Source organism: Acinetobacter thutiue, from assembly GCF_030385805.1.
In the GTDB taxonomy this organism is placed as follows: Bacteria; Pseudomonadota; Gammaproteobacteria; order Pseudomonadales; family Moraxellaceae; genus Acinetobacter; species Acinetobacter corruptisaponis.
The window spans coordinates 62588-83339 of sequence record NZ_JAUDZE010000011.1 but is presented as its reverse complement, the minus strand read 5'-3'; the positions used below and the strand labels follow the sequence as shown (position 1 = coordinate 83339).

18 protein-coding genes and 1 pseudogene are annotated in these 20752 nt (G+C 41.4%); 13 read left to right on the top strand and 6 right to left on the bottom strand.

Features of this window, described 5'->3' with window-relative positions:
• The first annotated feature begins 17 nt into the window (after positions 1-17).
• Complete coding sequence (locus tag QTA56_RS16600; protein WP_267982088.1) at positions 18-665, top strand: hypothetical protein; 648 nt, start codon at positions 18-20, stop codon at positions 663-665.
• Between the two features lie 2 nt (positions 666-667).
• On the opposite strand, the gene QTA56_RS16595 is transcribed toward QTA56_RS16600, so the two are convergent.
• Positions 668-1864, bottom strand: a complete 1197-nt coding sequence (locus QTA56_RS16595) for a toxic anion resistance protein (RefSeq protein ID WP_267982087.1) — start codon at positions 1862-1864, stop codon at positions 668-670.
• A 235-nt stretch (positions 1865-2099) separates the two neighbouring features.
• Between QTA56_RS16595 and QTA56_RS16590 the strand changes: the two genes are divergently transcribed.
• Complete coding sequence (locus QTA56_RS16590; protein WP_267982086.1) at positions 2100-4235, top strand: TonB-dependent receptor; 2136 nt, start codon at positions 2100-2102, stop codon at positions 4233-4235.
• A 52-nt stretch (positions 4236-4287) separates the two neighbouring features.
• On the opposite strand, the gene QTA56_RS16585 is transcribed toward QTA56_RS16590, so the two are convergent.
• The 3 genes from QTA56_RS16585 to ygfZ all read right to left on the bottom strand — a co-directional run bounded on the left by QTA56_RS16585 (position 4288) and on the right by ygfZ (position 6861).
• Positions 4288-5091, bottom strand: a complete 804-nt coding sequence (locus QTA56_RS16585) for a tetratricopeptide repeat protein (RefSeq protein WP_267982107.1) — start codon at positions 5089-5091, stop codon at positions 4288-4290.
• Positions 5092-5332: 241 nt separating this feature from the next.
• Positions 5333-6055: a DsbC family protein gene (locus QTA56_RS16580; RefSeq protein WP_267982085.1), complete on the bottom strand. Its 723-nt coding sequence runs from the start codon at positions 6053-6055 to the stop codon at positions 5333-5335.
• An 83-nt stretch (positions 6056-6138) separates the two neighbouring features.
• Positions 6139-6861, bottom strand: coding sequence for a CAF17-like 4Fe-4S cluster assembly/insertion protein YgfZ (gene ygfZ, locus QTA56_RS16575; RefSeq protein WP_267982084.1), 723 nt, complete (start codon positions 6859-6861; stop codon positions 6139-6141).
• Positions 6862-7040: 179 nt separating this feature from the next.
• On the opposite strand from ygfZ, the gene QTA56_RS16570 reads away from it, so the two are divergent.
• The 5 genes from QTA56_RS16570 to QTA56_RS16550 all read left to right on the top strand — a co-directional run bounded on the left by QTA56_RS16570 (position 7041) and on the right by QTA56_RS16550 (position 9173).
• Positions 7041-7493 (top strand): SRPBCC family protein, encoded by a 453-nt coding sequence (locus QTA56_RS16570; RefSeq protein WP_267982106.1) that lies wholly within the window; start codon positions 7041-7043, stop codon positions 7491-7493.
• A 57-nt stretch (positions 7494-7550) separates the two neighbouring features.
• Positions 7551-7874, top strand: coding sequence for a DUF2004 domain-containing protein (locus tag QTA56_RS16565; RefSeq protein ID WP_267982083.1), 324 nt, complete (start codon positions 7551-7553; stop codon positions 7872-7874).
• A gap of 21 nt (positions 7875-7895) precedes the next feature.
• Positions 7896-8252, top strand: coding sequence for a DUF488 domain-containing protein (locus QTA56_RS16560; protein ID WP_267982082.1), 357 nt, complete (start codon positions 7896-7898; stop codon positions 8250-8252).
• Between the two features lie 83 nt (positions 8253-8335).
• Positions 8336-8680 (top strand): zinc ribbon domain-containing protein YjdM, encoded by a 345-nt coding sequence (locus QTA56_RS16555; RefSeq protein WP_267982081.1) that lies wholly within the window; start codon positions 8336-8338, stop codon positions 8678-8680.
• Between the two features lie 157 nt (positions 8681-8837).
• The gene (locus tag QTA56_RS16550; RefSeq protein WP_267982080.1) at positions 8838-9173 is read left to right on the top strand and encodes a YegP family protein; all 336 of its coding nucleotides are present in this window, start codon (positions 8838-8840) and stop codon (positions 9171-9173) included.
• A 53-nt stretch (positions 9174-9226) separates the two neighbouring features.
• Here the strand turns inward: QTA56_RS16550 and QTA56_RS16545 are convergent, their stop codons facing one another.
• Positions 9227-10942 (bottom strand): proline--tRNA ligase, encoded by a 1716-nt coding sequence (locus QTA56_RS16545; protein WP_267982079.1) that lies wholly within the window; start codon positions 10940-10942, stop codon positions 9227-9229.
• Between the two features lie 178 nt (positions 10943-11120).
• Positions 11121-11804, bottom strand: coding sequence for a hypothetical protein (locus QTA56_RS16540; RefSeq protein WP_267982078.1), 684 nt, complete (start codon positions 11802-11804; stop codon positions 11121-11123).
• A gap of 281 nt (positions 11805-12085) precedes the next feature.
• On the opposite strand from QTA56_RS16540, the gene pilG reads away from it, so the two are divergent.
• From pilG to QTA56_RS16515, 6 genes and pseudogenes are all read left to right on the top strand, one after another.
• Entirely contained in the window at positions 12086-12469 is a 384-nt protein-coding gene (pilG, locus tag QTA56_RS16535; protein ID WP_004640629.1) for a twitching motility response regulator PilG, read from the top strand.
• Positions 12470-12487: 18 nt separating this feature from the next.
• Entirely contained in the window at positions 12488-12850 is a 363-nt protein-coding gene (locus QTA56_RS16530; RefSeq protein ID WP_004664659.1) for a response regulator, read from the top strand.
• 39 nt (positions 12851-12889) lie between these two features.
• Positions 12890-13426 (top strand): chemotaxis protein CheW, encoded by a 537-nt coding sequence (locus QTA56_RS16525; RefSeq protein ID WP_004681658.1) that lies wholly within the window; start codon positions 12890-12892, stop codon positions 13424-13426.
• Between the two features lie 46 nt (positions 13427-13472).
• A complete protein-coding gene (locus QTA56_RS16520; RefSeq protein ID WP_267982077.1) occupies positions 13473-15554 on the top strand; it encodes a methyl-accepting chemotaxis protein in 2082 nt (693 codons plus the stop codon).
• Positions 15555-15706: 152 nt separating this feature from the next.
• A pseudogene (locus QTA56_RS18350) lies at positions 15707-15925 on the top strand (Hpt domain-containing protein); the annotation flags it as partial.
• Positions 15926-16228: 303 nt separating this feature from the next.
• Entirely contained in the window at positions 16229-20749 is a 4521-nt protein-coding gene (locus tag QTA56_RS16515) for an Hpt domain-containing protein (RefSeq protein WP_411956114.1), read from the top strand.
• The last annotated feature ends 3 nt before the right edge of the window (positions 20750-20752 follow it).

Sequence of the window (20752 nt, the reverse complement as noted above, 5' to 3'; positions counted from 1 at the left end):
GGAGGAAATTAGTAAAAATGAGCATCATGCCAAAGCATATACATCATTTTCTTCATCTGATTCTAGTGATTTGTATTGTCATATTGATTGATAAAGGGGATGAGCAATGGTTTGGGGGCTATAATCAGGATAGGGCGAAAAAGAAATTTTATAGACTTTCTGAAAAAGCGGATATTTACTATGTTGGTGTAAAAGAATCGGGTCAAATGGAGGATGAGCAGAGAGCACTTTATGATGAATGTATGCGCATCAATCAGGGTTATCACCATGCAAAATGCTATAGTTATGTCTATTCAAGAAAACATAAAGATTTTCAAAAATCAGGAACAGTGACAGTCAATGTAAATGTGCAAACACCAATAATTTTGATTTTGAACAGTTATGAGGCGGTAAAATGGCATATAAAAGATAAAGATGAGCAGGTTAAACTGATTTATCTGACTGGAAATATAGAAAGTGAAATTTTTGGCGAGATCGAAGATAATAAAATCTATAGTTCCTTTCCATATACGCAAAAATGCTCAAACTGTACCGTTAGTAATTTAGAGAATTTTAGCTATTCTCAGGATGAAACCAAAAATCAAATTAAAATCATAGATCAGTTTGGAAAATCGGCAGCATCCTTTCGAATTGAAAGTCGTATTAGAGAATTATATATTGATTGAATTTATTCAATTTTTGCAATACCATCATTGTGAATATCTTTGAGTTTGAGCTGTTGCTCAACTTCATTTTTTCGAACCTGATCGGTATATTGTTGGGCTCGTTGTAACTGGGTTGATAAATGATCCATACTTTGCTGCAAATTAGGTAGTGATTTCACCTTAAAATCATTTACTAGATCAATGGTATCAAAGATCTGGTTAAAAGCAGTTTGGAGTTTTTCAACACTGATGACACTATTGGCAGACTGGGACTGAATGTCACGTGTTTGCTGATTCAGCATTTTACTGGTTGAAACAATCAGGTCTTCTGTCGTGCTATTAATGAGTTTAACCTGATTCAATACCAGTTTTTGATTGGATAATGCCTGTGCAACCACCATCGCTGTTTGTAGTGCAGAAACGGTGGTCATCAATGCACGATCAACCCCTTTAATCAGCTCAAGGTTATTATTTCGAATTAAGTCCAGTGACATATAGGCTTGTACACTTACGGCTTGTTGCGTCATTAAATCGGTGACTTTTTGCTTTAAATAAAAAAGAACCTCTTCTTTTAAGACTCTCGCTTTATGCTCATCTGTTAGGCTAATTTCATCAATCACATATTCAATTTTTTGTGACAACTGTTTGCCGATATAACTATATTGTTCAAGTTCCTGCATGGTTTCCCACATGGTGCGCTTATCACGTTCCAATGCAATATTGTCTTTAATGAGTTCATCCTTACCCTGATCCAGACTGCTTAGAATCACATTAATATGCTCTTCGGAAGATTTATATTTATCAAAATAATCTTCTACTCGGTTACCTATTGGTAAAAGTCTTAGAAATTTCCGAATCGCAAAAAATTTTTGATTTTGGGCTGGGTTTAATGCTTCCAAGGTCTGACGTAACTCAATCAGGTTGTGACTGATATTCTGGCTTTCTGCATCATCATCCAGTTGGTTTAAGGATCGTGATAATAAACGATGGCTAAGACCTGAAGATTTTTTGACACTTTGTTGCCCCAACTGATGCAAAGTGTTGACCTTGTCTTGAAATGTTTTTTCATGAGAAGGCAGTTCAATAAGATGATGCAAAAAGTCTTCAATCTGTTGATTTAAATTTTCAATCACCTCAGGTTTTATTTGAACTGTATCATTTATTTGTTCATTATTGATCAGTGGTAATGGTTCTGGTGGTGTAAGTTGTAGTTTTGTCATGTGGTTGCTCTACTTAACTTATTAAAATTTCAAGATTTAGTTTGGAAATTAACATTTTTTTTATTTTGGCACAAACTAAAATTTATCTATTGTTCAAATGAAATTGAATCATTTTATTTATTTCATAATAAAACATTACGATAGCGAATAATGCAATAAAATCAAATATAAAATCTTTGTCATTTAAAATTTTATTGTCTTTTAGATAAAAATGGTCGTTACAAAAGGAATTTCTATGCCTTTAATTAAACTAAATTTTTTATACGGTTGTGTTGCGGTAAGTATGGGGTTGAATAGCTCCTTGGTATGGGCTGCTAAAGTTGATATGGAGACACAGCCAATAAAGCAACTTATCCCAATTAAAGTCGAGGCAACCCGTACCAATACCACCTATATGGAAACACCAGCTTCAGTTTTCCGTATTGAAAGCCCTAAAGCAGATCAATCTGCCCAAGTAAACTTGACTGAACTGGTCAAAGGGATTCCAAGTGTTCAGTTGCGCAACCGAGAGAACTACGCGCAAGACTTACAAATTTCTATGCGTGGTTTTGGTGCCCGTTCTACTTTCGGTGTGAGGGGAATCCGTTTATATACTGATGGTATTCCCGCAACCATGCCTGATGGGCAGGGGCAGACCTCTAATATTGACTTGAGTAGCTTAGATCATCTTGAAGTTTTAACTGGGCCATTTTCTTCCCTGTACGGAAACTCATCGGGTGGCGCAATTCTGGCAACGACCAAAGAAGGGCAAGGTAAAGATTCTATTGAAATGAGTTATGCTGGAGGAAGTCATCATAAAAATCGTGCGGGTTTGATATTACAAGGAGGGGTGGACAAGCAAAATGAGCCGAGTTATATCATTAGTTCATCCTATTTTGATACTGATGGTTTCCGTGACCATAGCAGTGCCAATAAAACCTTAAATAATGCCAAACTGACATGGAATCTGGATGATGGTAGCAAGATTAACTGGGTCACTAATTACGTCAATATTGATGCTGCTGATCCAGGTGGACTAACTCGAGCAGAGTGGGAGAACAATCCCAAACAAGTTGCAAAAAATGTCTTGGACTATAATGCGCGTAAAAAAATTGACCAGACCCAGACTGGTGTAACATGGTCAAAGCCAATCAATGATCAAAATGAACTTTATGCCATGGCTTATATCGGACAGCGGCAAGTCATTCAATATCAATCTATTCCTGATATGGTTCAAAAAAATCCCAATACACCTTATCAGGCGGGTGGGGTGATTGATTTTAAACGTGACTACTATGGAACTGATTTTCGCTGGACGGGTAAGGATTTACTTCCTCAAACCCAATTTACCGCTGGTGTTTCTATAGATGCTATGAATGAAGATCGGCAGGGTTTCCAAAATTTTAATGATCACGGTGATAAAGGGATTGTGGGTGCTTTGCGCCGAGATGAGCGAAATACTTTATGGAATGTTGATCCTTATCTGCAAGCCTCCTGGAATTTTTTGCCAGCTATGCGCTTAGATACAGGAGTACGCTACAGTAATGTACATTACAAATCCAAAGATCATTATATTGTTGGTCTAAATGGTGATAATAGCGGTAAAACAACTTATGAAGAAATCTTGCCATCCGTTGCTTTAAGTTGGCAATTCATGCCACAAGCTTTAATTTATGCGAGTTATGCCAAAGGCTTTGAAACACCAACGTTCACTGAAATGGCATACCCTGCACAGGGTGGAGCAAGCACTTTGGATTTAAAGCCATCCAAAAGCGATAACTATGAAGTTGGTTTAAAATCTTCAAATAGATGGGGTGATTTTAATTTCGCAACTTTTTATATCGATACGCAAAATGACATTGTTGCAGCAGAAAATATAGGTGGACGTGCAACCTACCGTAATGCTGATAAAACCTTGCGTAAAGGTGCAGAGTTAAGCTGGAATAAAAAATTATGGAAAGATTTGAGCATCAATACGAGCTATGCGTATTTAGATGCAAAGTTTGATGCGAAAGTTCCGAAATTAGGAAATGTTGCAGAAATTCCAGCAAACAATCTCATTCCAGGAATTGCTAAAAATCAAGCTTTTATTGGAGTTACATGGCAGCCTGAACTGGGTTTTTATGCTGGTGTTGATACCCACTATATGGATAAAGTCTATGTGAATGACATCAATAGTGATTCAGCAGCAAGCTATACCATTGCCTCTGTTTATACGGGTTATGTAAGGAAATATGTCGATTGGAGTGTCAATGGTTTTGTTCGGATAGATAACCTGTTTGATAAAAACTATATTGGTTCAGTCATTGTTAATGAAGGGAACAGTCGATTTTTTGAGCCTGCTGATGGGCGTAACCTAAGTGTGGGAATGAGAGTCAGCAAGCAGTTTTAATTCAAATAGAAATAACCCTCTTATTTTTAATAGAATATAAGAGGGTTTTTCATTATTTTTTAGAGGTTGCTGGAGCAGACTTTTTAGCAGCGATTGCTTTTTCAACTTCGGCTAATGCTTCTTTGGCATTTGGAAAATTTTGTGCTGCCAATGCACTAAATATTTTTTGAGCTTCAGGAAGGTTTTGGTCAATAATCCCACCGTTTGCTAGCATATTACCTAAAACCATAAGTGATGGCGCATAGCCTTTTTTAGCTAAGTCTTTTAAGCTTTCTACAGCTTGTAATTGCATAATCGGATTTTTATTTTTTACACCAATACCAAGATCATAAATTGCTTTAAGGTTTTTTGCTGGGTAATAATCTTTGCGTAGCAAAGGCAGTAAGCGTTGAATAGCAATTTGATCATATTCGGGTTTGCCCTGTTTAAACAACAAATCTGCAAACTCAACAGTTGCTTCCTCAGAACCCTGAACGGAAGCTTTGTCTAAAAATTCCTTGTATTTTTGAGCATCTTTAGGGAGGCCTAAATTCCCTTTATGATAGGCTTGTGCCAAGATAAAGCTAGCTTTACCAAATCCTTTGTTGGAGGCATCCTGATAATATTGCAAAGCTTTTTTTTCATCTTTAACTGTGCCTTGCCCGATTTGGGTCATGTAGCCCACATTATAAATTGCTTGGGCATTGCCTGTATTTGCTAGGCGCTGCATTTCCTGAAATGCTTCAGGATAATTCTTTGCTTCATAAAGTTGAGTGGCTTTTGCAAAGACATCTGGAGCTGCTGAGGTTTTATTGTCAGCTGCGAATACCGAATGGCTTGCAACCATGATTAGGCTGGCAATGAGCAACTTTTTCATCTTTCCTTTCCTTTCATGTAAATCTGCCGCAATCCTTTGTTGTTGGCAGAAAACAATGTTGTGACCCAAGTTAAGTTTAAGAGTTTGGCATAAAATGTAAATGGATATTTTGTATGCCAATATTTATGGATAAATATATCTTATCTTTGTAGTATATTGAAAAATATAAATTATTTTAAAATGCTGATAAAGAAAAATATGAATGTATCATGTAGAAATAGTCATTCTACTGTTAATTTATTCATTTAGATTGCTCAGCTGAGTTCAGTAATTGTTCAATCTGTTCTGCATTTTGTGGCATACCAGGAATCCGAGTACCATTTTTCAAAAATAGGGTGGGTGTTCCATTGATTTGTAGACTTTTTCCCAGAATTAGATTCTTCTGAATTGGGGTAGTGCATTGTCCTGAATTTTTTGGAGCTTTGCGATGTAGCATATAATCTTCCCAAGCTTCATACTGGTTTTTAGCACACCAGATTTTGTTGGCAACTTTCTCAGCCTGAGGGTGCAGGGTTTTTAACGGGAACGGAAATAAATAGACAGTCACATTGTCAATGGAGGTCATATACTGTTCCAGTTTCTGGCAATAAGGACAGTCAGGGTCTGTAAATATGTAAAGTGTACGTTTACCATCACCCTTAACATATCGAATAGCTTGCTCTAATGGCAATTGTTTAACATCAATTTTATTGAGCTCAATTAAACGCTCTTCGGTTAGATTTTTTTGGTTTTTTGGATCGACCAGTTGACCAATAAACAGGTATTTTGCCTCTTCATTGGTATATATCAAACGTCCACCTGTGTAGACTTCATAAAGTCCTGACATTGGTGAGGGAGTCACTGATCTAATAGAGAGTTCTGGATAGTTGGTCTTGAGGTTTTGTTCAAGTGTTTGGATATCAGCATGTGCTATTGAGAAAGTGATGAGGCCAAACGTAATCGCAGATAATAAAGTTTTGATCATTATTTTCATTGCAAATTGAAATTGATGAGTATGACGAAACAATAGCGCCCATTTGAATATTGGGCAATCCTATCGCATAAAAATTATTGAGGTCTCGCCACATCACCATTTAAAGCTTCTGGTAAATCTAAAACGGTTAGATGAAGTTCTTCCAGTGCAGTTGGTTTGGCAATCACCAAAGCCAAATAGCCCTCTTCAAGAGCGATACTATTGACCACCTCCACATCCTTATTCAGTTGAGTTGCAGGAGCGGGTACAGCACCATTGCCTTGAATCAAATGCAACCAGTGTTTAGGTTTTGCCTTAAACCATAGACGCGCCACAATTTCCTGTCCTAGATAACAACCTTTATCAAAATGCACACCATCTCGTTGATGCAGACGCAGTTCCTGGGGCTGGAACAGATGTTCAGTTGCTTGGGTAATCCATGCTTGTCCAGACTGAATGGCTTGTATTTGCCATGCATTTATATCTGTTTCTGTTGAAGAAAACTCGGTATGGTTGCCTATAACACTTGGAAAAACTTGACCAATTTCTTCTAGCTTCATTTTTGAAAAGGCACCAAACTTTTTAATGTGTTTGGAAAACTCTTCTGCCTGATCCTGAGTTGTCACCAGTTCAAAACTCTCTGGATTTAATCTTTTCATCCATAGGCCAAAATGAATACGCCCTTTTAAATCACAAATAGCAGTGTAGCGACTTTCATTCTCTGGCAGGCGTTCAACATGAACAGTCACCTGGCCTTGTAGGAATTTTTGTGCATCTACACCATTTAAGCTAAAAGCAGTAAAAGTAAGCTGACTCATTGATTCATCCTAAGGCTGTGTTCTAGTCATTAAAATATAGGGGTTTATTTTGCGCTATTTTTCACAAAAAAACAGCTTTAGATTTGGCTTATTTATGACAGAATGGACAACCAAAGTCATCGCAACGATTGATTCATGGTGATGACAAATATAACAATAGTGATAAACAATGATGGAGAATAAAAATGACAGGTACAGTTAAATTACATCGAGTATTCAAGGCCCCACCAGAGCGTGTCTTTAAAGCTTTCCTGGTTCCAGATGCATTGGCGAAATGGATGGCACCTCATGGTTTTACCGCGAAAGTACATCATTTTGATCCTCAGGTTGGTGGGACTTATAAGATGTCATTTACCAATTTTTCTACCAATCGTTCCCATGCATTTAGTGGAACTTATGTAGAAATTATTGAAAATGAGTTGCTACGTTATACTGACCAATTTGAAGATCCCAATTTGCCAGGGCAGATTCAAGTCACCATCCAATTTAAGGCAGTGCTGGTTGGAACTGAGATCAATATTACCCAAGAGGGAATACCTGATGTGATTCCTGTGGAAGCCTGTTATTTGGGATGGCAGGAATCCTTATATTTATTGGGATTATTGGTGGAAGCTGAAATTCCTGATGAATAAAATAAATGATTGATAAAATTTCAGTAATATAGATTTTATGTAGTTGGGGAAAAGAAAATGACAGAAATCAGCCAGCAGCAACGTGAACAGCTGGCACGTATTGCCATGCGTACAGAACTGGAAAATCAACAGGCAGGAGAAAGTGTTGAGTTGTTTATTCGACACCATCTGGAAGAAATTGAGCCAGAATACTGGCAAGAACATTTTGCAACAGCTACCCCTACGGTCTTACAGGTTTTGGATGCTTTGATACTGATTTCGCAATGGGGAGATGATAGTGAAAAGCTGGACTTTACCTTGGCTGATGATGTGACAGACTATATCATTTGTGTCAGTTTCGGCTCCAAAGGGCAGGTCATCGATATTTCAATGGAAAGTTAGCCGATTGAAAAAGAGAAGAATATGCCTATACAAATCAAGCGTATTTATGAGGATGTTGCAGAGTCTGATGGCAAACGTATTCTGGTTGATCGTCTATGGCCCAGAGGGGTTTCAAAAGAGCGGGCACATTTAGACCTCTGGTTAAAAGAAATTGCACCCTCTACAGAATTGAGAAAAGAATTCAATCATCAAGCTGAGCATTGGCTTTCCTTTCAGCAAAAGTATTATCAGGAACTGCACTCTAATCCTCATGTGAACGAATTAAGGAAAATGGAGAGGGATGAAATGCTGACCCTGCTTTATGCGGCAAAAGACCCCAAAATTAACCATGCGCTGGTGCTGAAAAACTATGTGTTGGGAAAGAAAATCGAAACATGAAAGACAAAGGTGCTTCAAACAATAAAAACTAAAATTTTGCAAAAAGCATTCTATCTCGCATAATAATGCTTTTGAGATTTTTTATGTCTTTTCCAAATTGCCCACAATGCCAATCAGAATATACCTATCAAGATGGCGAATTATTGATCTGCCCTGAATGTTCACATGAGTGGAAGCAGAGTGAGGGACAGGCTTCAGAACAACAGGAAATCATTAAAGATGCCAATGGTAATGTGTTGGTGGATGGTGACAGTGTAACGGTCATTAAAGACCTAAAAATTAAAGGTTCCTCATCAGTGGTGAAAGTTGGTACGAAAGTAAAGACCATCCGTTTAATTGCTGATGCGAGTGATGGTCATAATATTGACTGCAAGATTGATGGGATTGGTGCCATGAAACTGAAATCTGAGTTTGTCAAAAAGGCCTAATACAATTGGCTTATGGAGGAGCATAAAAATGCTCCTTTTTATATGTGTAAGTTACCAAAATTGAACAAAAAATAGTCTTTTTAAAACGGATTGCCTGATCTATATTATTGTTGAGATGAGATAAAAAACACAAATAACTCAAAAAATAGAGGTTTTTATGGCAGGATGGTTCGAGCTAAGTCAGGCAAGTGATGGTCAATATCGTTTTGTGTTAAAGGCGGGGAATAGTGAACCCATTTTAAACAGTGAACTCTATAAAACCAAGGCAGCCGCAATGAATGGAATTGCTTCAGTACAAAAAAATAGCCCAGATGATGCACGTTATGAACGACTGACATCAAAAAATGATAAACCTTACTTTAACTTGAAAGCGGCAAATCATCAGGTCATTGGTAATAGCCAACTTTATGCCAGTGAACAGTCCCGAGATAAGGGTATTGAATCCGTTAAAAATAATGGTCCATCAGAAACAATCAAGGACTTAACTGTCTAAGTATAAAAAAGCCGTTTAAATTTAAACGGCTTTTTTATTATGGCAGGGTTTTATCAACCTACTAATTTTGCAAGCAACTCATCTTTGTTGAGATTGCTGGCTTCTGCATCACGGCGACCCTTGTATTCAAAAGTGCCTGCATCCAGACCTTTCTCACCGATAACGATACGGTGAGGAATACCCATCAGTTCAAGGTCAGAGAATTTCACACCTGGACGTTCATTACGGTCATCTAATAACACATCATAACCCTGTGCTTGCAACTCTGCATAAAGTGCCTCAGCAGCTTCTAAGGTGCGTGGTGATTTATGCGCATTCATTGGCACAATTGCGACTTCGAAAGGTGCAATTGCCTGAGGCCAGATAATACCCTTGTCGTCATAGTTCTGTTCAATGGCAGCGGCAACCACACGGGTCACACCAATACCATAACAACCCATGGTGACTGTAAATGGCTTGCCATCTTCACCCAGAACCTTACAGCCCAGCGCTTCAGAATATTTGGTGCCTAACTGGAAGATATGGCCCACTTCAATACCACGTTTGATGAGTAGTGTACCTTTACCATCTGGGGATGGATCACCCTCAACCACATTACGCAGATCATAGACCTCAGTAAACTGTGCATCGCGTTCCCAGTTGACACCTGTGGCATGTTTGTCAGCTTCATTTGCACCTGCAATAAAGTCAGACAATACCGATGCCGCACGATCCACAATTACGGTTAAACCTTTTTCCAGTAAACCTTGAGGACCAATAAACCCAGTCTTCAATCCCAGTGCGCTGATTTGCTCTTCAGTGGCAAAGCTAAGTGGAGCAGCAATTAATGGATGCTTCTCAGCCTTAATTTCATTGAGTTCATGATCGCCTCTCAGGAATAGGGCAATCACAGGAGTGTTGCCATTTTCATCAACCTGACCCTGAACCAGTAAAGCCTTAACCGATTGTTTGGCATCAGCGTTCAGGAACTGGCAAACCTCTGCAATGGTTTTCTGGTTTGGTGTGTCAACAATTGCCAATGTTTGAGCTGATGCCGCACGTTCGCCGACCAGAATGGCCTCGGCTTTTTCCATGTTGGCTGCATAGTCAGACTCAGTTGAGAAAATCACATCATCTTCACCACTTGAAGCAAGCACATGAAATTCATGCGAGCTTGAACCGCCAATTGAGCCAGTATCCGCTTCAACAGGGCGGAAATCCAGGCCAAGACGAGTAAAGATACGGCAGTAAGTGTCGTACATCACGTCATAGGTTTCTTGTAATGAGGCCTGATCTGCATGGAATGAATAGGCATCTTTCATGATGAATTCACGAGAACGCATCACACCAAAACGTGGACGAATTTCATCACGGAATTTGGTTTGAATCTGATAAAAATTAACAGGCAACTGCTTATAGCTTTTTAGCTCGTTGCGTGCCAAATCGGTAATCACTTCCTCGTGGGTTGGACCCAGTACAAAAGGATTGTCATGACGATCCTTAAAGCGTAACAGTTCTGGGCCATACTGCTCAAAACGTCCAGACTCCTCCCACAACGCCGCAGGCTGGGTCACTGGCATAAACACTTCCAGCGCACCAGAACGATTCATTTCCTCACGGACAATGGCATCCACTTTCTTTAAGACACGCGTTCCCATGGGCAACCAAGAGTATAAGCCAGAAGCGAGTTTACGAATCATCCCCGCACGTAACATGAGCTGGTGTGAAATGACTTCAGCATCATTTGGGGTTTCTCTTAACGTTGCAAATAAAAAGCGGCTTGCGCGCATGGAAACAATCCTAAAGTTAAGTGTGATTGAAAAAAGCTGCAACAGTGGCGGAAAATATCTCTCCACTTGTGAGTTTTGGCATTATGCCATGAATCATGGAATTTCGGGAAAAGTAAAGTGGGGCAATTCAATGCAAATGATCAAAATGAGAATGAAGTGTTTGAAAATAAAGATTCAATTAGGGACGGGAAGATGGCGTATGAGGGAGATCATTTTGCTCAAGTCTGCTTAGGCGGTTAATGATATCCGTATAATCGGTTTCTGTTCTGCTATAGGCATTACGCAAACTTTCCACCGTTTTTTTCACGCGCTCAATATTCTTGACGTTATTTTCTAAATTATTTTTGAGCTGGGCGGGGAGAGGCTCACCTTTGCGGTAATATTCCATTTCCTGACGTTTAAAGCCGATCTTGTCCTGTTGCAACTGTTGCAACTGCTCCTGTTGGTAGTTTAGCTGTTTTTTTAGGTTGGCCAGAATCTGGTCCCTTTTCGCAGCCGCAATCTTGCTGTTGCCATAAGCACGTTTGAGTTTCAGGTCCTGTTCGCGCTGACGTGCCAATGATTCCCGACGTGTGGACTGCTGAATATCCTGGGTGGCATTATAAGGCTGGTTGCGCTTGATCACCTGCATGTTGCGGTCAAGCGCCTCATAGCCATAACGGATATGTTCTGGAGTGACAGAGGTGCTTACATTGGCAATGCCATTCTTGTCATAGTAGCGATACCAGACTGCTCGAGATTGCTCCGTGGCCGCAAAACTTGAGCCATAAGCAAGCAACATTAAAAGAAATGTACAAATGCAATTACGAGTTATCGTTGTAAAGTGACGAATGCGGAAACCGCACTTTAACGAACCAGTCATTACATTCCCCGTAAAAAAGTTAACTAAATCACTTATTTTTAAATAATAATCACTTGTATATTAGTAGCTATTTGTACAATTAAAAATAGTTAGTATACAAAAAATTTAGGAATTTACTCAAAAGTGTGCGCTACTTGTTATTGTTAAGGAAAACTGATAGGTTGGTTCAAAAAACTTCGTTGATAATGCAAGTAAAGATATGTTAAAAATATCAACTAATCTGTATAAAACAAATTAAACCAAGCATAATTTGTATTGAGTGAATGGGGCAGGACAATTAAATGGAAGATAAATTTCAAAATTTGAAAGTAATGGTGATTGACGATTCAAAAACGATTCGCCGTACAGCCGAGACTTTGTTGCAACGTGAAGGCTGTGAGGTCATTACAGCGGTCGATGGTTTTGAAGCATTATCAAAAATTGCGGAAGCAAATCCAGATATCGTTTTCGTTGATATCATGATGCCACGCCTGGACGGTTATCAGACCTGTGCATTGATTAAGAACTCTTTAAACTACCAAAATATTCCAGTGATTATGTTGTCAAGCAAAGACGGTTTGTTTGATCAGGCTAAAGGGCGTGTTGTGGGGTCGGATGAATATTTAACCAAGCCATTCAGTAAAGATGAGCTGTTAAGTGCGATTCGTAACCACGTTAGCGCATAAAATTAAATTGAGGAAAAAATGGCTCGTATTCTTATAGTAGATGATTCACCTACTGAAACATTTCGTTTTAGAGAAATTTTAACTAAGCACGGTTATGAAGTTTTAGAAGCGACCAATGGGGCTGACGGTGTTACCATGGCGCAGGCAGAGTTGCCAGATTTGGTCCTCATGGATGTGGTGATGCCAGGGATGAATGGCTTTCAGGCAACACGCCAGATTAGCAAGGGTAAAGACACACAGCATATCCCTGTTGTGATCGTAAGTACGAAAGACCAGGCGACAGACCGCGTATGGGGTAAACGTCAGGGGGCTTGCGACTATTTGACCAAGCCAATTGATGAGCAGCAACTTATCGACGTGATTAAACAGTTGTTAAGTTAACCAATACGAGCCTTTTCATTACTCAATACGGGATAGGGTATGGCAGCAAATGGATTTATCGAATTGCTTCGCTTATCCAAGCGGGGCAATAAACAATATGCTTCAACTCAGAATGAAGTCAGCCGATGGTCTGGTATCGCTTTTGAGATGTTGGGACAATATTTTGTTGCACCATTGGGGGAAATTTCGGAGGTGATCTATCCACCGAAATATACCCCTGTTCCAAATACTCAGGCATGGGTACGTGGCTTGGCAAATATTCGTGGGCGATTGCTTTCAGTTTCTGATTTAAGTCAGTTTATTTCAGGACAACGGAGTCAGTTTTCACCAACACAAAAAGTGATATGTATTAGCCATCAAGATCATTATGTAGGACTGGTTGTTGACCAGGTTCTGGGGATTCAGCACTTTAACAAGAAAAGTTTCTTTTCTCAAAATGCTGAACTCGACAGTAAGTTAAAAGACTACTGTCAGGGTTACTTTCACCAGCATAATCAGCAATGGCATGTGTTTTTACTGAGTCGGTTGTTGAAAAATCCTCAATACATGAATGCATCAATAAAATTTATAAACTAATTTGTACGCTACGGAAGATAAACGCGTATTCAGGGGAGAAGCTGATATGGGCTTTAAACTCAAAAAGAAAAATGGTGGCGATAGCGCTGGTTTGAAGAAAGGCGGAGCGTTTCTGGAGAATATCCGAACGCAACTGGATCAATTTTCCCGTTTGTTCGGTGAAACAGAAAAATCCAAACCGATTATCTATCGTGCTTTAATTGCTTTGGCCCTTGCAGTCATCCTCTTAATTTACCTATTTGTGAGCGTACCACGTTCCAACCAATTGACCCGTAGTCTGGGTGAATTGCGTCTGTTGTCGCAAATGATCTCGCGTCAGGCAACGGAAGCAACCGCATCTGGTACACCAGAAGCGATGAAAAGTCTGGTTGAGTCGGAGAAGCAGTTTGCTGAAAACCTTGACACCGTTGAAAGTGTCTATGGTAAAGGTTCTGATGAGTATAAAAAGGTTAACGAGCTTTGGGGAAATGTCTCCAAGAACATTGAGCTAATCGCATCTCAACAAAAAATCATTAACCAGCTTTATGACACTAACATCTCGATCAGTGAAACGATTCCTGAAATTCAGGCTGAATATAACCTGATGGTTGACCAGATGGTTCGTGAAAACATGCCAAGTAGCCAGGTAATTATCACGAAAAACCAGGTGTTCATCGCAGAGCGTATTTTACGTTCAATCAACTCGGTATTGGTGGGTACAGACAATTCGAGTGTTTCTGCGAATGACTTTGGTGCGGATATTGATACCTTTGGTGTTTACCTCAATGCACAGCTCAATGGTAGCTCTGAACTGGGCGTTGACCGTATCACCTCACCAGATCTACGTGAGTCTGTAGACAGTATTAAGTCTGACTATGACGCTGTCTTGAAATCAGCGGCGGCAACGGTTCTACAAAACGCGAACCAGATTGTTCGTGTACGTCAGGCATCTTCACAAATCTTCTCTCAATCTGATGCCTTATTGACTTCATTGAATGACTTGTCGAAAAAAGCTGAGGGTGGCTGGGGTAATGTTATTGCAGGTATCGTGTTAATTGCCGCATTGGGCCTACTGGTGTTCTCTGCACTGCAATTACTTGCTTTACGTAGTAATACGGATAAAGAGCGTGTAACGCGTCTGCAAGATGAATATGACCGTAACCAAAACGCGATTTTACGTTTACTGGATGAAATCGCCGATTTGGCGGACGGTGACTTGCGTTCTTATGCAACGGTATCGGAAGACTTTACAGGTGCAATTGCGGACTCGATTAACTTCGCGATTGACCAGTTGCGTGACCTTGTATCCCGAATCACGGATACTTCACAGGAAGTTGCACGCTATACCCAGGATACTCAGGATATTACCAACCAGTTGGCAGAGGCATCTGAACATCAGGCGCAAGAAATTGCAGGTGCGTCAGCGGCGATGAATGAAATGGCATTGTCAATTGACCAGGTATCTGCAAACGCATCTGAGTCTGCTGAGGTGGCACAGCGTTCTGTACAAATTGCATCAAATGGTGCGGAAGTTGTAAACCGCTCGATTGAGGGGATGGACCACATTCGTGAGCAGATTCAGGAAACATCAAAACGTATTAAACGTTTGGGTGAGTCTTCTCAGGAAATTGGTAACATCGTTTCCCTGATCAACGATATTGCCGATCAGACGAACATTTTGGCTTTAAACGCTGCAATTCAGGCATCTATGGCTGGTGAAGCGGGCCGTGGTTTCGCGGTTGTAGCCGATGAGGTACAGCGTCTAGCGGAACGTTCAGCGTCAGCAACCAAACAGATTGAAGGGTTGGTAAAAACCATTCAAACCGATACTAACGAAGCCGTTATTTCAATGGAACAAACGACTTCCGAGGTTGTACGTGGTGCCAACTTGGCAAAAGATGCGGGTATTGCACTGGATGAGATTCAAACGGTATCAGGTGACCTGGCAAAACTGATTGCGAGCATTTCTGATGCAGCGAAACTTCAGTCTGCGTCAGCAAGTCATATTGCAACCACGATGAATGTTGTACAGGAAATTACTTCACAGACCACCACAGCAACGTTTGATACAGCACGTTCGGTTTCTGAACTGGCAAACATGGCTGAATCATTACGTGAATCAGTAACTGACTTTAAGTTACCTGAGTAAGCAGCATTGGAAAGACAGAGTGGAGCGCTGTCTTTCCTATTTAGAGATGTAGAATATCTCAACAAGGTGGTGGTGGAATGCAACGACATCTTGTGTGATAGATACACGTAATTTTTACCCACAACTGGTGGATAAAAACGAAAGAAGCAGCTATGAAACAAATATTAAAAACGTTAGTTGAAACGATGACGCTTCCTGAAGATAGCTATCTTGAACAAGATGCCGAGATTCTTGAGATTTTTATTGAAGAATTGGATGAAATCTTTGTTGAATTAGAACCTTTGTTGGTTCAATGGACGGAACAACCTCATCAACAGGATGTACTTACAGATGTGCGTCGCCATTTCCATACCCTCAAGGGTTCTGGAAGAATGGTGGGTGCGAAATCCTCTGGTGAGTTGGCTTGGACGGTTGAAGACACTTTAAACCGAGTTATTTCGGGAACTGTTTCCCTGAACACGGAAATTCAACGCTATGTTCAGGCAGTTTTCAATATTTACCGTTTTAAGCTTTCACATGATTTTAAAGCGGTTCAAAAACATTTGATTGATTTAAAACCACTGGTTTTATTGGGGCAGCAATTACAACAACAGCAAAGCCCAGAGCCTGCACTTTATGAGCTATTAAACCTTGCAAATACTTTAACACATGATGATGTTCAGACGGGTCTTGAACTGATTGATGGTGTTGAGAATGCGGCTGATCAGTTGCAACAGGATATTGAAACTGAGCAGGATGAAGTGCTTGCCAAGGAAACCTTGGCCATCTTCCTAGAAGAGTCAGAAGATCATCTTACGGCCATTGATCAGTTCCTGTTGAATGAGCGTCCAAATAATGACCACTACAATACCTTGATCAGGGCTTTACATACCCTTCGTGGTAGTTCCTCAATGGCGCATGTGGATCAGGTATTTGAAGCAAGTTCTAAAGTTGAAAACCTGTTTAAGACCTTGTTGCAGGATGAACTGGATTCCAGTTCTGATGAAACCGCATTGCTCACCCATTACGCCCAGTTTGTTCGTGATTACCTACATACCTTAAGGCAGCAGGGTGCGAAACAGAAACTGGATGAGATTTATGACACATTCAATGTGGCATGGGATAGCTATGACTTCCAGCTAGAAGAAAAACATGGTGAGGCAATACGACCACAGGGTCTGGTTTCTGAATTACTAGAATTAAATATTAATGATTTACTGGATGTGGAATTTGATTTTGAAAAACGTGCCCGAAATGAATTCCCTCAATATATCCAGCTATTAAGTCATCAGGCGGAAATTCTGTTACAGCATACGCATCATCATGCCACGATTGGGATGTATCAATATACCAGCCTATTGCGTTCAAGCTATCAGGACCTGATTTTTAAACCGAGTCTGTTGAATCTTGATTATGCGTTTGAGTTGTATCATCAGGTGCACCAACAGTTTATTCAGTTGTTTGATACCTTGGCTGCTGGACAGCGTGTCACTTTAACCAAGGCACATGAACGTGTCCTGAATGAATTAAGTTCATTTACCCAGCAGAATATTGAGTTTCTGGAACAGGCTTCCACAGATGTTGTGGATGCTGTGCCTGAAACAGTTGCACCTGAACAAGCCCAGGATTCTGCGTCTGTTCTTGATATTACAGACCTGTCGGCACAGTTTGCGCTGGACAAGCAACAGTTACATTCGGATGAGGCAAACTGTGACTTTGATCCAGACCTGTTGGACATCTTCCTTGAAGAGGCAGATGAATTGCTGGTGGGGATTGATACGGATCTCAATACATGGACTGCTGACCATAAAAATGTAGCTGCGCTGAAAAACCTGATGCGTTATTTGCACACCCTAAAAGGTGGTTCAAATATGATTCAGGCACGTCATATCGGCCTGATTGCGCATGAGCTGGAAACAATTTACGAGAAGCTGATTAACCAGCAGGTACAGGCAACACCACAGCTTATCACCGTGATTCGCTCAGTTCAGGATGATATTGCAGATCGTATTCAAACCATTCGCGACCAGCAGGTTGACTACCCATCGGCTCATGTCTTGCAGGTTCTGGCAAACCTTGGTCAGATGGCGGGTACATTCGAAGCCAAACCTGTGTCGGTTGAACAGCTTGAAGAGACAGATGAAAAGGTTGATTCAGTTGGTGTGGAAGAAAAGATAGCTGTTTCTAAACTTCCTGTTCAGACAGAATCTCCACATACCGCAGTTGATGTTACGGCATTGGCAGCCCAGCTTGGACTAGATAAGCAACAATTGCAGTCAGCCGAATCAAACAGTGACTTTGATCCTGACCTGTTGGACATCTTCCTTGAAGAGGCGGATGAGTTGCTGGTGGGAATTGATGTTGACCTCAGTACATGGGCAGCAGACCATCAGGATGTGGGGGCGCTGAAAAACCTGATGCGTTATTTGCACACCTTAAAAGGTGGTTCAAATATGATTCAGGCGCGTCATATCGGCCTGATTGCGCATGAGCTGGAAACAATTTACGAGAAGCTGATTAACCAGCAGATTCAGGCAACACCACAGCTGATTGCCTTGATTCGTCTGGTACAGGATGATATTGCGGATCGTATTCAAACCATTCGCGACCAGCAAATCGATTATCCATCAACGCATGTAGTACAGCTACTTCAGCAAGCGGATCACTCGGCTGATCTGGTTGTAAGCGAGCCTGCAACTGAAATCACCGCACTTTCTGAACAGGATGAGAGTAGTGAACTAGAGGTATTGCAACTTGTTGAAGAAGCAGAAGTCTCTGAGCAACCAAGTCTTGCGGCAGATGAGCTGAGTGGCAATGATATAGAGGAACAAGTTGAAGATACCTCCTCTCTTCAAACTGTGGAAAATGTTGAACAGTCTCTCGAAGATGATGTTCGTTCACTGGTGGAGCAGACATTCCTTGAGGAAGCTGAAGAGCTGCTTGAACAGGCTCAGAGCTTGTTGAAACAGTGGTTTGACCAGCGCGGTAACCGTAGTTTGCTGTTACAGCTCCAGCGTAATGCTCACAGCCTGAAAGGTGGCGCACGCATGGCGGAAATGGATGCGATTGCAATCATTGCCTACCATCTGGAAAACGCCTTTGAACAGTTTGGTGTGCATCATTTCAGCTCAAACGTTTATGACAATCTGCTTAATACTGCGCTGGCATGGCTCAATGATGCGATCTTTAAGCGTCAATATGCCAACTTTGATGGTTTAAAACAAAGTCTGGAGAAGATGGAGTTCGTGGATGTTGCGGCGCAGCTTCCTCAAAAACTCTCTGCAACAGACATCTTCACGCCTGAATATACGATGGAGTTTATTCAGGGTGATGGTACTGAACCACCATCCATGTTGGGTGAGTGGGAAACCACAGAACGTATTGAACAGAACAATGAAATGATTCGTGTTTCTGCTGATGTCATCGAGAAGATGATTGACTTGTCAGGGGAAAATGCGATCAACCGTTCACGTATTGAAATGGACCTGGGGCAACTGGGTGGTACGTTGACGGAAATGGAACTTGCAATCAAGCGTCTGGCTGATCAGCTACGCCGAATGGAAGGCGAGCTGGAAAGTCAGATCATTGCCCGACATGGTGGAGAAAATTCCCGTTATGCCGATTTTGACCCGTTGGAGATGGACCAGTACTCATCGTTGAACCAGTTGTCAAAATCGCTTGCGGAATCCGCTTCGGACTTGGTTGACTTTAAAACCACACTTTCTGAGAAGATTCGTGACACTGAAGGTTTGCTGTTGCAGCAGTCGCGTATTCAGGCAGAAATTCAGGAAAGCCTGATGCGTACCCGTCTGGTACCATTCTCACGCTTGTTACCACGTCTACAACGTATTGTTCGCCAAACAGCTTCCACCCTGAACCGTCCAACTGAATTGGTGGTCAACAATACCGAAGGTGAATTGGACCGTAGTATTCTTGAAAGGCTGGTTGCACCATTTGAACACATGCTGCGTAACGCGATTGACCACGGTATTGAAGACCGTGAGCAGCGTTTACAGGCTAAAAAACCAGAAACAGGGCATATTGTTCTGGACATTGGCCGTCAGGGTACGGATATCGTGGTCACATTCAGTGATGATGGTAAAGGGATTGATGTCAACCGCATCAAGGACAAGGCAATCCAGACAGGTTTGATGACCACGGATCAAAAACTTGATCAGGAAGAAGTTTTACAGTTTATCTTCCATCCAGGTTTCAGTACTGCTGCACAGGTGACCCAGATTTCTGGCCGTGGTGTGGGTCTGGACGTTGTACAGAGCGATATCAAGGCCTTGGGTGGTCATGTGAGTGTCAGCTCTGTTCTGGGCAAGGGAACCACCTTTACCATCCGCGTACCGACAACCGTGGCGGTAAGTGATGCCTTAATGGTGAAAGCGGGCGACCAGCAATTCGCATTCCCACTTGCACAAATTGACCGTATTGTGCGTATCTCGCCAATGGCGTTGGAACAATACTTTGATAGCCAGGAAGATTACTTCAAGATTGACCAGGAACGTTATCGCCTGCGCTATCTGTCCGAATTTGTTGCGGGACAGCCAATCCCGCGTTTGAATGGTGTGGTTCACTCTTTACCTGTACTCCTGATTAAGGGCGCACAAGGACAGACTACCGCATTACTGGTAGACCAGCTAATTGGCTCTCGTGGCCAGATCGTGGTAAAACCGATTGGTCAGCAATTCTCAAGTATTGGTGTGATCGCGGGCGCCACCATCCTTGGTGATGGTCAGGTCTGCCTGATTCTGGATGGTCAGAATATTGCCCGTCAGGCACAGTCAACAGCGCGTAGCAAGCAGGCAGATGAGACTTATACCAAACAGCGTTATGATGAGCGCCGCCTGATCATGATTGTGGACGACTCGGTGACTGTACGTAAGGTGACGTCGCGTCTGTTGGAACGTCAAGGCTATGATGTGGTGACAGCCAAAGATGGTGTCGATGCAATTGAGCAGCTTGAGACAGTCAAGCCAGACTTGATGCTGCTTGATATTGAGATGCCACGAATGGATGGATTCGAAGTGACCAACCTTGTTCGACACCATGAAATACATCGGGACTTGCCAATCATCATGATTACATCACGTACAGGCGAGAAGCACCGTGAACGTGCATTGTCACTGGGGGTAAATCAATATATGGGTAAACCATTCCAGGAAGAAACGCTTCTGGAAAATATTGAAAGTTTACTTACAGTGCGCTAAGGG

Coding starts and splice junctions, on each gene's coding strand:
- QTA56_RS16600 (WP_267982088.1), top strand. CDS start 18: ATGAGCATCATGCCAAAGCATATACATCATTTTCTTCATCTGATTCTA.
- QTA56_RS16595 (WP_267982087.1), bottom strand. CDS start 1,864: ATGACAAAACTACAACTTACACCACCAGAACCATTACCACTGATCAAT.
- QTA56_RS16590 (WP_267982086.1), top strand. CDS start 2,100: ATGCCTTTAATTAAACTAAATTTTTTATACGGTTGTGTTGCGGTAAGT.
- QTA56_RS16585 (WP_267982107.1), bottom strand. CDS start 5,091: ATGAAAAAGTTGCTCATTGCCAGCCTAATCATGGTTGCAAGCCATTCG.
- QTA56_RS16580 (WP_267982085.1), bottom strand. CDS start 6,055: ATGATCAAAACTTTATTATCTGCGATTACGTTTGGCCTCATCACTTTC.
- ygfZ (WP_267982084.1), bottom strand. CDS start 6,861: ATGAGTCAGCTTACTTTTACTGCTTTTAGCTTAAATGGTGTAGATGCA.
- QTA56_RS16565 (WP_267982083.1), top strand. CDS start 7,551: ATGACAGAAATCAGCCAGCAGCAACGTGAACAGCTGGCACGTATTGCC.
- QTA56_RS16560 (WP_267982082.1), top strand. CDS start 7,896: ATGCCTATACAAATCAAGCGTATTTATGAGGATGTTGCAGAGTCTGAT.
- QTA56_RS16555 (WP_267982081.1), top strand. CDS start 8,336: ATGTCTTTTCCAAATTGCCCACAATGCCAATCAGAATATACCTATCAA.
- QTA56_RS16550 (WP_267982080.1), top strand. CDS start 8,838: ATGGCAGGATGGTTCGAGCTAAGTCAGGCAAGTGATGGTCAATATCGT.
- QTA56_RS16545 (WP_267982079.1), bottom strand. CDS start 10,942: ATGCGCGCAAGCCGCTTTTTATTTGCAACGTTAAGAGAAACCCCAAAT.
- QTA56_RS16540 (WP_267982078.1), bottom strand. CDS start 11,804: ATGACTGGTTCGTTAAAGTGCGGTTTCCGCATTCGTCACTTTACAACG.
- pilG (WP_004640629.1), top strand. CDS start 12,086: ATGGAAGATAAATTTCAAAATTTGAAAGTAATGGTGATTGACGATTCA.
- QTA56_RS16530 (WP_004664659.1), top strand. CDS start 12,488: ATGGCTCGTATTCTTATAGTAGATGATTCACCTACTGAAACATTTCGT.
- QTA56_RS16525 (WP_004681658.1), top strand. CDS start 12,890: ATGGCAGCAAATGGATTTATCGAATTGCTTCGCTTATCCAAGCGGGGC.
- QTA56_RS16520 (WP_267982077.1), top strand. CDS start 13,473: ATGGGCTTTAAACTCAAAAAGAAAAATGGTGGCGATAGCGCTGGTTTG.